Origin of the sequence: Roseococcus sp. YIM B11640 (assembly GCF_049727625.1) — a bacterium.
Taxonomy (GTDB): Bacteria; Pseudomonadota; Alphaproteobacteria; order Acetobacterales; family Acetobacteraceae; genus Roseococcus.
Map to the genome: position 1 here is coordinate 152,897 of NZ_JBBJOZ010000003.1, position 12,014 is coordinate 164,910.

Here is a 12,014-nt window from a genome sequence, read left to right on the forward strand (position 1 = left end):
CCTCGACATCAGCTCCAGCCGCCGCCCAGGGCGCGGAAGAGTCCCACCGCGGCCTGCAGCTTCTGAAGGCGAGCCTGCGCCAGTGCGTTGCGGGCGTTGAAGACGGCCTGCTGCGTGACGAGCAGGGTCAGAAGATCGATCGTCCCGACGCGGAGCTGGGTCTGGGAGATCGCATAGGCCCGCTCCGCCGCCTGCGTCGCGGCGCCCTGGAGGGCTTCCTGCTCGGTCGTCTCCCGCAGAGCCACGATCGCGCTCTCCACATCCACCAGCGCGGCGACGATCGCGGCGCGGTAGTTTTCCAGGAGCTCCTCGGCCTGGGCCTGGGTCAGGCGGTACTGCGCCCGGAGCTGCCCCAGCTGGAAGATGGGCTGCGTGAGGCCGGCTGCCAGGGAGTAAAGCACGGAACCCGGCCGGAGCAGGTTCTCGAGCGCCACGTTCTGAAAGCCGCCATTCGCGGTCAGCGTGATGGAGGGGAACATGGCCGTGCGGGCCTGCTCCACGCTGGCCTGGGCGGCGGCGAGCGTCGCCTCCGCCTGCCAGACGTCCGGCCGACGCTGCAGCACTTCGGATGGAAGGCCGGGCCGTGGGGAGGGGACGCGGATATCGGCCAGGTTCATGCGCGGCGGGGGGACCTGCTCCGGCACCTGGCCGGTCAGCGTTCCCAGCGAATAGGTGTTCTGCTCCACCGATTGCCGCAGCGGGGGGATGGCGGCGCGCTGCTGCCCGACGAGCGTCTGCTGCTGCGCGATGTCGAGCCCGGTCCCGGTGCCGGCCGTCAGCCGTTGCTGCAGCAGGCTCAGCGTCTGTTCTGCCGCGGCGAGGTTGGCTTGCTGGATGGCGAGTTGCTCGCGGGAGGCCAGGATCTGGAAATAGGTCGTGGCGACCGAGGCTTCGGTCGTCATGGTGATGGCGGCGACATCGAAGCGGCTGGCGCGCGCATTCTGCTCGGCGGCGACGACGGCGGCGCGGTTCTTGCCCCAGAAGTCGATCTCGTAGCTCGCCTGCAGGCCCGTCTGGAACAGCTCGCGCTGCACGAAGCGGCGGCCGCCGGTGTTGTTGATGGTGACGGCGGTGGCCGTCTGCGTCGGCGACTGCGTGCGCGTGGCGCTGGCGGTCAGATTGCCGGTGGGCAGAAGCGCCTGCCCCGCGATACGGACCTGTGCATCGGCCTGGCGGATCCGCGCGACCGCGGCGCGGATATCGAAGTTCGCTTGCACGGCCTGGGCCATCAGGGCGTCCAGCTCCGGCGAGCCGAAGCCACGCCACCAGGCGGGGTCGGGCCAATTGGCGGGCTCTCCCGTGGCGGCGGCCAGCTGAGCCGGCAGGGCGATCCCCGAACGCGCATCGGGCCGGATGGTCGAGCATCCGGCGAGAAGGATTGCGCCGAGCCCGGTCGAGGCACGGAGAAGGGAACGTCGAGGCGGCATCACGGCGCCGTGTATGCCGCGGTCGGAGCGAAGCTGCAGCAACTGTTACCTTTCGACAACATTGAACACGAAGGGAAACTCCGGGCATTGGCATCGGATGCCCCAAACAAATCAAGCGTGACCCATTTGCATGGGTCACGCCTGAACGGGCACCGCAAAGCCGGTCAGCGCAGGGAGAAGCGGACCGGAACCGTGAGGCTGAGGGGGTTGCCCTGCACGTCGGCCGGCGGGGCCGGCAGCGGGGAGGCGCGGCGCGCCAGTTCCACCGTCTCCTCGTCCAGCGCCGAATGTCCCGAGCTGCGGGCAATCCGCGCGCTCAACACGTTGCCGCCGCGGTCCATGGTGAAGGCCAGGTAGACGACACCTTCCTCCCGACGGAAACGGGAGCTGTCCGGGTAGCGCCGGTAGGCCTGAAGCCGGGCCATGATCTGGCCTTGCCAGCTCGTCACCGCGGCGCCGCTGGCGCGCGCGGGCGCGGCCGGTCCGGGCGCCACGGCGGGCGCGGCGGCCGGGGCCTCTGCCGGCGGCGCTTCGGCCGGGACCGTCCGCTGCACCGGCTGCGGGCGTGGCGGGCGCGGCGGGGTGACCCGGCGCGGCGGAGGCGGCTCGGGCGGCGGGGGAGGGGGCGGCGGTTCGGGCAGGGCGACCTCGGCCGGGGCCTCGGGCGGAGGCGGCTCTGGCGGGGGGGGCTCCTCGGCGACGGGTTCGGGAGGCGGAGCGGCCTCGGGGAGCGCTTCCGGCTCCACGGCCGGGGGCTCTTCCGCCGGCGGCGCCGGATCGGGCGTGAGGTCGATCAGGATCGCCTCGGCGGCCACCGGCTGGGTGTTCTGGCGCGGCATGAGCGCCACGGCGACGGCCCCGGCGTGCAGAGCCAGAACCAGCGCCAGGGCCACCCCGTAGCGGGGCTGCGGGCTGTCCGGATCCAGCAGGCGGCCGGACGCGGCGCTGGCGCTCACGGCCGCGTGCCCCCGTCCAGGCCGACCAGGGCGAGTTTCAGATAGCCGGCCCCGCGCAGCAGGTTCATGGCTTCTGTCAGCTCGCCGTAAGGCACCGTCGTGTCCGCGCGCAGGAAGACGCGCTGCTCACGGTCATGGCCCGAAGCCTCGTCGAGCGCGGCGCGCAGCCCCTCCCGGGAAACCTCCTGGTCGCCGAGGTAGAGCGACATGTCGGAGCGCAGCGTCAGGAAGATCGGCTTGTCCGGCCGCTGCTGCTGCTGGGCCGTGCTGCTCGGCAGGTCCACCGGCACGTCGACCGTCGCGAGCGGGGCTGCGACCATGAAGACGATCAGCAACACGAGCACCACGTCGATGAACGGGGTGACGTTGATGTCGTGGGTTTCGGTGAGTTCGTCGTCACCGCCACCGAGTTGGAAGGCCATCGAGGGTTACTCCGCGACCATCCGCAGGTGCGCGCGGTTCGGGTGGTCGAGTTCACGCGAGAGCAGGCGCATCGTCTCCGCCACGGCGTCGGCGAGCAGCGCCTTGTGCCCGGTGATGCCGCGCGCGAAGACGTTGTACAGGATCACGGCGGGGATGGCGGCCACGAGGCCGATGGCGGTCGCGAGCAGCGCCTCGGCGATCCCCGGCGCCACGACCGCGAGGTTTGTCGTCTGCGCTCGGGAAATGCTGATGAAGCTGTCCATGATGCCCCAGACCGTGCCGAAGAGGCCGACGAAGGGCGCCACCGAGCCGATGGAGGCGAGGATGCCCGTCCCGCGCGACAGGCGGCGGCCGGAATTCGCCACGATGCGCTCCAGGCGCCAGCCCACGCGCTCCTGCACCGCCTCGCGCTGCGCGCCCTCGCTCGTGGCGAGTTCGGCCGAGGCGGCGCGGGTCAGTGCCGCGCAGGCGCCCGGCTGGCCGGCGAGGCGCGACGAGGCCTCCGCCAGGTCCCGTGCCTGGGTGAGCTGGGCGACGCCCTCGCGCGCGCGCCGGTTGGCGGCCGCCAGCTCAAAGGCCTTGGCCAGCGCCACGGTCCAGGTGAGGACTGAGGCGAGAGCCAGGCCGATCATGACCGATTGAACGACGATGTCGGCATGGGCGAACATGCCCCAAGCCGAGAGGTCCTGCGGCAGAACCGCCCGGATCGGACTGGACGGCGCTGCGGCGGGCGCCGCGGCTTCCTGCGCGTAGGCCTGGGCTGTCGCCGCCAGCATCGCGGCGGGGACGAGAATACGCTTGAACATCGATAGTCCCTATCCGTTGGTGTCGCGACCGGCCGCTCCGGGCCGTTTTCCGGACCGTGCCGGAACGCGACATGCCTGCCGGCCCCGCGGAAGCGCGAGCCAGGCCAGCAGGCCGGTGACGATGATGGCGGACGTCGCCTGTACGAGGAGGGCCGCGCTGCTCATGCTTCGGCCCCGCCGCGGAGGAGTTCTTGATAGCCGACCCCGGACTTCGCAGGGCCGCCATGATCTCGGGTGTGACCAGCGCCATGCGCCATGGTGGGAGCCTGCAGGAAGGAAGCCGGTGGCCATCCTCCCGTCCAGCCAATGACGCCGAGGCAGCCGCGGGAGTGATAGGCCATCATGGAGCCGGGCGCTAGAGGTGTTGCGAATAATTCGCAATAACAGCGATAGGCGGAGGCCGAAGCACGGAAGGCGTTGCGCTTTCGCGCAACGCCTTCCGTGGCCGTCCAGCTTGTCCGGCCCGCGGCACGGCTGTCAGAACCTCGCGGTCAGGGAGGCGATGATGGTCCGCCCGGCGCCCGGGGTGATGTTGCCCTGATAGACGCCCTCGTAGAACTTGCGGTCCGTCAGGTTCAGGCCGTTCAGACGCGCCGTCAGGCCCTGGGAAATGTTCCAGGCCACGGTCGCATCGTAGCGCGTGTAGGAGGGCACGCGCACCGTGTTGGCGGTGTTCGCGTAGCGGCTGTCCACGTAGCTTGCGCCGCCGCCGATGGTGAAGCCATAGGGAAGGTCGTAGGTCGTCCAGAAGGTCGCGGTGTTCTGCGGCGTGTTCAGCATCTGGCGCCCGACCTCGGCCGGGTTGCGGGACTTCACGATCTCGCTGTTCAGGTAGGTGTAGCCGGCGATGACGTTCCATTGCGGCACGCTGGGGATCGGGGCGCCGCTGGCGGAGATTTCGAAGCCCTGGACCCGCTGCTCGCCCTGCAGGACGGTGACCGTGGCGTTGGTCGGGTCCGTCGTGCGGGCGTTCTCCTTGTCGATCTGGAAGAGGGCGCCGCGGATCTCGAAGTTGCGGTTCACTTCCCAGCTCGCGCCGAACTCGTAGGAGATGTTGGACTCGGGCGCGAGGTTCGAGGTCGCGGTTGTGAGGGCCAGGCTCTCCGCCGAGGGATTGTAGGAGGTGCCGGCGGCGAAATAGGTGCGCACGCCACGGACCGGCTTGAACACCAGCGCGCCGCGCCAGCTCCACATATTGTCGTCGCGCGAGAGGTTCGCGTTCGCGACGAAGCGATTGGTGACGGACGCGTCGTAATTCTCGAAGCGGACGCCGCCCAGAACCTCGAAGTACTGGCCGATGCGGATCTGGTCCACGGCGTAGACGGCGATGCGGTTGGCGACCGTCAGCGTGTCCGCCGTCAGCGAGCGCGCATCCTGGTAGCCTGGCATCTGGTCGTAGTTCGGCGCGACGAGCGAGGCCGTCGGACGCGTGGCCGTCCAGCGGCGCAGCTGCACGCTCTCACGCCCGACCTCGAGGCCGGAGACGACGTTGTGCTCCAGCGGGCCCGTGCGGGCCTGCACGCGCAGTTCGGTCTGGTTCTCGAGGATGGTGCTGAGGCCGGCGCGGAGCTGCGCCTGGCGGTTCACCAGAATGTTGGCCAAGGGCGTGTTCACCGTCGCGGTGCCGACGATGCGCGGCGCGGTGGCGCTCACGTCGCGATAGTAGTTGCCGTAGCGCGTGGTGTTGCTGAGGTTCACGCCCTCGGTGAAGCGGTGCTGGATGCGCGCCGTCATCACGTCGGTGACGTATTGCTCCCGGTCGACGTTGCGGAGGCCGTAGAAGTTGCTGACGTTCACGTTCGCGACGCGGTTCCCGATGATGGGGATGCCGAAGTCGGGAATGTTGTTCTCGGTCTGGTGCAGGTAGCTGAAGGTGACCTGCGTGTCGCCGCCGAGGCCCCAGGTGATCGACGGCGCGACGCCCCAGCGCTCGTTGTAGACGTTGTTCCGGCGCGCCACGTCCTGGTGCATGGCCATGGCGTTGAGGCGGACGGCCACGTTGCCGACATTGACGTTGATATCCGTGGTGGCCCGGAAGCCCATCGGGTCCATGCCCGACATGGTGAACTCGCCGAAGGTGCGGGCCTGGGGCGCGCGCGACGTCTGGTTGATGACGCCGCCGGTCGAGCCGCGGCCGAACATCACGGCAGACGGGCCCTTCAGCACCTCGATGGATTCCACATTGAACGGATCGCGCGTGTAGGGCGCGCTGTCGCGAATGCCGTCGATGTAGAAGTCGTTGGTCGCGCTGAAACCGCGCAGCGTCAGATTGTCGCCCGAAAGGCCGCCTTCGCCTGCGGCGAGGCTGATGCCGGTGACGTTTCGCAGAGCCTCGCGCAGCGAGGTCGCGCCGCGCTCGTCGATCAGGGCGCGGGGAACGACGCTGATGCTCTGCGGCGCGTCCTGGACGCCCGTGGGAAGGCGAGGGGCATTGCCGATATCGGTGCGGATGGGCGGGTTCGGCGCGGTGCCGCCGACGTTCAGCTCCGGCAGGGTCACCTGGGTCGCCGTGTCGGGCGCCGCCGCGGGCGCGGTCTGCGCGGAAGCGTTGCCAGGCAGAGCGGCCAGGAGGCCGAGGCCCATCAGCCCGAGGTTAGACTGCCAGTTGGCCGGGGTTTCACGCAGGGACATTTGCCACCATTCGATACGATAGGTGACGTTGCACTAGCGCAAATAATAACCATTCGCAACTCGGCCGAAGGCGGATTTGTGCTACTGTTGCAACATTGCACGGATCAAACGAAGTCGCCCCGGAACCCCTTGCTTCCTCAGCAGATCCTTGGCCGGCTCATGGCCGAGGGCCGCGGCGCGGCCTAGCCACCGGCGGGCCTCACGCGGGTCCTTCGGCAGGATGGCGGCGCCATAGGCGAAGAGGTCTTCGGCCTCGCCCGAGGCACGTCGTCGCGCGAGGATTTCCAGGGCGATGGCGTGGAAAATCTCGTACGGCTGGCGCAACAGATCGGCCGCCATGCTGCGGAGGAAGCCGGCGGTTCCGGTCTCCGAGGCGCGCCGGTACCATGTCGCCGCCGCATCGATCTCCCCTCGCCGGGCCAGCACGCTGGCGTGGTTGAACTGGCCGCGGAAATCGCCTCCTTCGGCGGCGCGGCGATACCATTCCGCGGCCTCTCCTGGGTCGGCGATGGTGCCCCAGCCTTCCTCCTTGAACCGCCCCACCAGGTTCATCGACTTCGCATGGCCCTGAGCGGCCGCGCGCCGATACCAGCGGAGCGCTTCGTCCCGGTCCTGGGCGACGCCCGCGCCCCGCGCGAGCAGATTGGCGTAGTTGTATTGGCCCCAGTCGAGCCCGGCCTCGGCGGCCTTGCGATACTGGACCGCGGCCGCCTCGGGATCGGCGGGCACGCCCCAGCCGAGCTCGTGACAGCGGCCCAGCATGTTGGTCCCCTCAATGGAACCGGCGCCGGCCGCGATGCCGAACCAGCGGAAGGCGGCGGCGGGGTCGCGCGCCACGCCGCGCCCGTCGAGGAGGATCTGCGCGTAGTGCACCTGCGCCTCGACCATGCCGAAGCGCGCGGCGGCGCCGAGCAAGCGGGCCGCGCTGGCGGGGTCGCCGTTGAGCAGGCGGGCGAGTTCCTGGGGCGTCATGCCCGAGATCTCGGCGAAGGTGGGCGGCGCGGGTGGTTCGGCCGGGCGGGGCAAGGGCGGTTCCTGTCGTGCGCCGGCTGCCATAGGCGCGGCCGCCCGGCGAGTCCATCGCCGGGCGGAACGATCCGTCAGCCCAGCAGAGGCCAGAAGCTCGGAACCGTCTCGTCCGGCGCCTCGCCGGCGGCGAAGCGCGCATAGGTGTCGCCGAGATGCGCGCAAAGGATATCCGCGTGCCAGACGTTGCCGCGCCGCGTCTGGACGAGGCCCCAGGGATTGGCTGCGTTACGGTCCGCGCGCAGGCTGCCGGCGTTGTAGGCGATCGCCGCCAGCGGCGGGTCGAAGCCGGTGGGCGCCTTGCCGGTCCGGCCCTGGCGCGCGACGTAGGCCGCGCCGGCGGCGGCGGAAACCGCCGGGTCCAGCAGCCGTGCGCGGTCGAGCTTCGGGTCGCCCAGGGCCTCCCGCGCCGTGGAGATCAGCGTCTGCATCAATCCCGGGGACACGCGATGAGGCGTGGCCTCGTCGTCGACATAGCCGGGCTCCTCGCGCAGCGCCGTGGCCCGGCCCGCGCTCTCGGTGCAGGCGATGGCGAGAAGCAGCTCCACCGGCACGGAAAACCGGCGCGCGGCATCCCCCAGCGCCTGGCGATAGGTTGCCCAGCAGCGCGCCGCCACGGCGCCGTCGCCATTCCGGCGCGGTGCGTTCTCGCCCTGGATCTCGATGCCCGCGCGCGTCAGCCGCCAGCTCAGCCGGCCGGCATCGCCATGCCACGCGGTGATGGCCGGCAGGAAGGGGCGCAGCCCGTCCTGCCAGGGACGATCGGGCTGCAGGCCCGGCTCGCCGCCGAGCCGGGACCAGGTCACGGGGCCAATGATGCCGTCGGCGGGAAGGCGCGCGCGGCGCTGGAATTCCAGCACGGCGTCGCGCGTCGCCGGACCGAAGGCGCCATCGGCCTCGCCGCGCAACGCGCCCGCGCGGATGAGGGCCAGCTGCGCGCGCCGCACGTCATCGCCCCGCAAAAGGGGAAGCCGGAAGGCGAGGTTTCGTTCGAGGATCATGGATGGTCTCCGCACTCGGGAAGGGTGGCGCGGCGGCGGGCCAGATCGGCCGCTTCGCGGGAGTCGGCCGGGGCCAGGCGCAGGCCGGCGCGCAGCGCGGCGCAGCGCTCGCCGGCCGTTCCCGCGCCCGGCCGCGTGGCCGCCAGCGCCGCGCGCGCGCCCAGCAGGGCCGCGCGTTCCGGCGGTGCCTCGGCAGCGGCCCGTGCGGCCAGGGCCAGATCGCTTCGCGCGTCGCCCGGGGTGGCGTGTTCGGCCAGGCAAAGCCGGGCCTGCGCCTCGCCATCCGCCAGGCGTTGCGAGGGCGAAAGCGAGCGCGCCGCCGCGTAGGAATCGGCGGCGCAGCGCAGGAAATCGGCCACAGGTGGACACGCGGCCCCCGCCGCCCGGCGCCCCATGGCCAGCGACATGCAGGCCTCGGCCTTTCGCGAGTACAATGGCGGACAGGCCACGTGACCGGGGGGGCAGTCGAGCGGCTCCGCGGCGATCTCGGCCGGGCTGGCCGATTGCCAGCGCGCGAGCTGCCCGAGCGGTGGATCGGCGATCGACGCCACGCTCGCGCAGCCCGCCAGCAGCCAAAGCGGAAGCCATCTCACGCCGCGATCTCCGAGAGGATACGGCTCGGATCCGTGCGGGCCTCGCGCATCTCGCCGAGCAGCAGGGTCAGGGCCTGGAGCGCGGCCTGGGCGTCCGAGCCGCCGCCGAGCTGGGGAAGGGCGACCCGGTCGTTCGCTGCCGGGCGCAGCGCCGGCGCGGCCTCCTGGAGGGATTGTACGGCGCGGATGGAAGTGTCCGCGCCGAGATCGCTTTCCACACGGTCCTGCAGAAGGGCGCGGCGGAACTGCGCGAGGCCTTCGGAGGCCTCGGCGGGGTTGGCGAAGCCGGGATAGCCGGCCCAGAGGCGCTCGGCCGCGTCCTCGCGCAGGCAAGTATCGAGCAGGCTGGCCAGGAAGCCGGCTTCGGCGACGCGCGGCTGGAACAGGCGCGCGAAGATCGGGGCTTCCGAGAGGCGCAGCTCCGCCGAGGCAGGCGTGATCGTGCCGGGGTCGAAAAGCGCCGGGTCATGCGGCGTGTCGAGAAGTTGCGCGCGGAAGCGCCGCCACGCCGCGGCCCCCAGGCTCCATCCGGCACTCAGCAACAGGGCGATGCCGGCGAGCGGACCGCCGGCGGCGGGCAGCAGCGGGGCGGCGGCCCGCAGCAGCGTGGCGAGCGGACCCTCGCGCCCGGTCAATGCGCTCGCCGCGGCCTGGATCGCGCCCAGATCGGCGCCACCGGCGCGGGCGAGGCCGAGCGCTTGCTCGGCCATATCAATGGCGGATTGCGCCTGGGGTGGAATGAGGCCTGCCGGCAAAGCAGGACCCAGCCGCTGCAAGAGAATCCGCGCGACGCCGAGATGACGCTCGAGCGCCGCGGCGGCGCCGGCCAGGAGGTCCGGCTGCGCTGCCTGGCTCGCGGCCTCGCGGGCGGCGGCCTCGCTGGCCCGAAGAGCGTCATTCGCGCGCTGCTGGCCTTCGAGCGCCTCGCCCAGCCGGCGATTCGCCTGGGCGTCGGGTCCGGTGGAGCGGGCGCCGAAGTAGTAGCCGAAGACGCCGGCAATGATGCCGTTCACGTAACCCGCGACCGCGTCGTTGAGGGCGAGGGTCTGGCTGAACAGCAGCAGCGGCAGGCCGATGACGCCGACGATGAGCGCCAGCAGCGCACGCACCGTGCCCTCCGGCAGGGCGAGCGGCAGGTCGCGGAGCGCCGCGATCTGCTCGGGCGTAGTCGCGGGATCGCGCAGCAAGAGGAAGCAGCGCGAGGCGAGCCACCAGAGGAATCCGGCGAAGCCGAGGCCCACGAGGAAGACGAGCAGCGCAGCCAGGCTCCCCGGCGCCACCAGGAGGGGGGCAGGGCTGAGCCCGGCGATCTTCGCGGCGGCCAGCACGGCAATGGCGGCCGTGCCGCAGAGGAGAAGCTTGAGAGGGGTGGCGAGGAAGGGTGGCAAGGGAGGCCTCCAGACATGCTGAAGGCTATATGTTCCTATTTTGTTCCTTAAATCAAGGAAAACAGGACGTCAGTCCTAGCGGGGCTCTTGACATTAGAGTTAAGTCAATACGTTCGGCGCCATCATGGCGACCGATCAACAGGGTGGATCAGGAATGCTCATCACACGCACCGCTTTCTTCGCCGCCATCGCCATGACGGCAGCCGCACCGGCCTGGGCGCAGTCCAACAACCCGGACTTCCGCCTGAACAACCGTGGCAACGTGGTCATCAACGAGGTCTATGTATCGTCCTCGGCGGATCAGAACTGGGGCTCGGACCGGCTCGGGCAGAATGTGCTGGAGCCGGGCCAGAACTTCGTCATTTCGCTGCCCGCCGGGCAGTGCGTGAACGACATCCGGGTCGTCTATGCCAATGGTCAGGCGACGGAACGCCGTCAGGTCAACACCTGCAACCTGACGGACGTGAACTTCCCCTGATCAGGCCGGCTGCTTCTTCAGCAGCCCCTGGCGGTGCAGCTCCTCGGCGATCTGCACCGCATTCAGGGCCGCGCCCTTCCTGAGATTGTCGCTGACGCACCAGAAGGCGAGGCCATTCGGCACCGTCGGGTCGCGGCGCATGCGGGAGACGAACACGTCGTCATCGCCGGCCGCGTCGATCGGCGTGATGTAGCCCCCATCCTCTCGACGGTCGTAGAGGTTCACGCCGGGCGCCTTTTTCAGCGCCGCCTGCGCCTGCGCGACGGTAATGGGGTTCTCGAACTCGACATGCACCGCTTCGCCGTGGCCCACGAAGACGGGGACGCGCACGCAGGTTGCGACGACCTGGATGTCCGGATCCAGGATCTTCCGCGTCTCCACCGCCATCTTCCACTCCTCCGTCGTGGAGCCGTCATCCATGAAGATGTCGATCTGCGGGATCACGTTGAAGGCGATCGGCTTGGGGAACTGCTCGACCGTGGGCAGGTCGTTCACGAAGCTGCCCTTGGTCTGGTTGAAGAGCTCGTCCATCGCCTCCTTCCCCGCGCCGGAGACGGATTGGTAGGTCGAGACGACGACGCGCTTCACCTTCGCGATGTCGTGAAGCGGCTTCAGCGCCACGACCATCTGGATGGTGCTGCAATTGGGATTGGCGATGATGTTGCGCTTGCGGAATCGCGCCAGCGCCTGCGGGTTCACCTCCGGCACCACCAGCGGGACGCCGGGCTCCATGCGGAACTGGCTGGTATTGTCGATCACCACGCAGCCCTGACCGGCGGCGCGGGGCGCATGCACGGCCGAGATCGCGGCGCCCGGGCTGAACAGGGCCAGGTCCGTCCCGGTGAAGTCATAGGCTTCCAGGCTCCGGACCTTCAGCACGCGGTCCTCGCCGAAGCTCACCTCCTGGCCGACCGAGCGGGCCGAGGCCAGCGCCACCACCTCGGACACGGGGAACTTCCGCTCCGCCAGGATCTTCAGGAGCTCGCGCCCCACCGCGCCGGTGGCGCCCACGACGGCGACCCGATAGGCCATGGCATCCTCCAATCGACTGTGCCGGGCGGCTTTAAAGCAGAACGCCCTCCGGCGATATCGCCCTCCTTGATGACGGGTGAAAGGACTGCCATCTTGAAGGGGCCGGCATCACGCCGGAGCAAGATTCGGGAGGTTACCTATGGCCTGGAAGAAGCCGCGTATCGTCGAAGTGTCCCTGGCGCTCGAGATCAACAGCTACGCCTGCGCCGAAATCGGCTGATCCGAGACCGGGCGGAAACGCCTGGTCCCTCTT

Annotated in this window: 12 protein-coding genes; 2 read left to right on the forward strand and 10 right to left on the reverse strand. The window is 70.3% G+C overall.

The features are described from left to right. Positions 1-8 precede the first annotated feature (8 nt). The 9 genes from WJM96_RS14630 to WJM96_RS14670 all read right to left on the reverse strand — a co-directional run bounded on the left by WJM96_RS14630 (position 9) and on the right by WJM96_RS14670 (position 10,251). On the reverse strand, positions 9-1,469 hold the full coding sequence (locus WJM96_RS14630; RefSeq protein ID WP_424813254.1) for an efflux transporter outer membrane subunit: 1,461 nt from the start codon (positions 1,467-1,469) through the stop codon (positions 9-11). 122 nt (positions 1,470-1,591) lie between these two features. Next, positions 1,592-2,383, reverse strand: coding sequence for an energy transducer TonB family protein (locus tag WJM96_RS14635; protein WP_424813255.1), 792 nt, complete (start codon positions 2,381-2,383; stop codon positions 1,592-1,594). Continuing rightward, positions 2,380-2,805 (reverse strand): TonB system transport protein ExbD, encoded by a 426-nt coding sequence (exbD, locus tag WJM96_RS14640; RefSeq protein WP_424813256.1) that lies wholly within the window; start codon positions 2,803-2,805, stop codon positions 2,380-2,382. Before exbD ends, WJM96_RS14635 begins: the two co-directional genes overlap by 4 nt. A 6-nt stretch (positions 2,806-2,811) precedes the next feature. Further along, positions 2,812-3,612: a tonB-system energizer ExbB gene (exbB, locus tag WJM96_RS14645; RefSeq protein ID WP_424813257.1), complete on the reverse strand. Its 801-nt coding sequence runs from the start codon at positions 3,610-3,612 to the stop codon at positions 2,812-2,814. Between the two features lie 477 nt (positions 3,613-4,089). Continuing rightward, entirely contained in the window at positions 4,090-6,243 is a 2,154-nt protein-coding gene (locus WJM96_RS14650) for a TonB-dependent receptor (protein ID WP_424813258.1), read from the reverse strand. Positions 6,244-6,324: 81 nt separating this feature from the next. Further along, complete coding sequence (locus WJM96_RS14655) at positions 6,325-7,269, reverse strand: tetratricopeptide repeat protein (RefSeq protein WP_424813259.1); 945 nt, start codon at positions 7,267-7,269, stop codon at positions 6,325-6,327. Between the two features lie 74 nt (positions 7,270-7,343). Beyond that, positions 7,344-8,270, reverse strand: coding sequence for a peptidoglycan-binding protein (locus tag WJM96_RS14660; protein WP_424813260.1), 927 nt, complete (start codon positions 8,268-8,270; stop codon positions 7,344-7,346). After that, positions 8,267-8,863, reverse strand: coding sequence for a hypothetical protein (locus tag WJM96_RS14665; protein WP_424813261.1), 597 nt, complete (start codon positions 8,861-8,863; stop codon positions 8,267-8,269). Before WJM96_RS14665 ends, WJM96_RS14660 begins: the two co-directional genes overlap by 4 nt. After that, complete coding sequence (locus WJM96_RS14670; protein ID WP_424813262.1) at positions 8,860-10,251, reverse strand: hypothetical protein; 1,392 nt, start codon at positions 10,249-10,251, stop codon at positions 8,860-8,862. The genes WJM96_RS14665 and WJM96_RS14670 overlap by 4 nt, the downstream gene beginning before the upstream one ends. A gap of 154 nt (positions 10,252-10,405) precedes the next feature. On the opposite strand from WJM96_RS14670, the gene WJM96_RS14675 reads away from it, so the two are divergent. Beyond that, positions 10,406-10,729 carry a hypothetical protein gene (locus WJM96_RS14675; RefSeq protein WP_424813263.1) on the forward strand — a complete coding sequence of 108 codons (324 nt, stop codon included), beginning with the start codon at positions 10,406-10,408 and terminating at the stop codon, positions 10,727-10,729. Here WJM96_RS14675 and WJM96_RS14680 read toward each other — a convergent pair whose 3' ends face one another. Further along, on the reverse strand, positions 10,730-11,761 hold the full coding sequence (locus WJM96_RS14680; protein WP_424813264.1) for an aspartate-semialdehyde dehydrogenase: 1,032 nt from the start codon (positions 11,759-11,761) through the stop codon (positions 10,730-10,732). A gap of 139 nt (positions 11,762-11,900) precedes the next feature. Here WJM96_RS14680 and pqqA point away from each other — a divergent pair, with 139 nt between their 5' ends. Next, positions 11,901-11,981 carry a pyrroloquinoline quinone precursor peptide PqqA gene (gene pqqA, locus WJM96_RS14685; RefSeq protein ID WP_131549351.1) on the forward strand — a complete coding sequence of 27 codons (81 nt, stop codon included), beginning with the start codon at positions 11,901-11,903 and terminating at the stop codon, positions 11,979-11,981. Positions 11,982-12,014 lie beyond the last annotated feature (33 nt).

Excerpts from the sequence above, each read along its gene's own strand:
- pqqA (WP_131549351.1), top strand. The coding sequence starts at position 11,901 with ATGGCCTGGAAGAAGCCGCGTATCGTCGAAGTGTCCCTGGCGCTCGAG.
- WJM96_RS14680 (WP_424813264.1), bottom strand. The coding sequence starts at position 11,761 with ATGGCCTATCGGGTCGCCGTCGTGGGCGCCACCGGCGCGGTGGGGCGC.
- WJM96_RS14650 (WP_424813258.1), bottom strand. The coding sequence starts at position 6,243 with ATGTCCCTGCGTGAAACCCCGGCCAACTGGCAGTCTAACCTCGGGCTG.
- WJM96_RS14660 (WP_424813260.1), bottom strand. The coding sequence starts at position 8,270 with ATGATCCTCGAACGAAACCTCGCCTTCCGGCTTCCCCTTTTGCGGGGC.
- WJM96_RS14675 (WP_424813263.1), top strand. The coding sequence starts at position 10,406 with ATGCTCATCACACGCACCGCTTTCTTCGCCGCCATCGCCATGACGGCA.
- exbD (WP_424813256.1), bottom strand. The coding sequence starts at position 2,805 with ATGGCCTTCCAACTCGGTGGCGGTGACGACGAACTCACCGAAACCCAC.
- exbB (WP_424813257.1), bottom strand. The coding sequence starts at position 3,612 with ATGTTCAAGCGTATTCTCGTCCCCGCCGCGATGCTGGCGGCGACAGCC.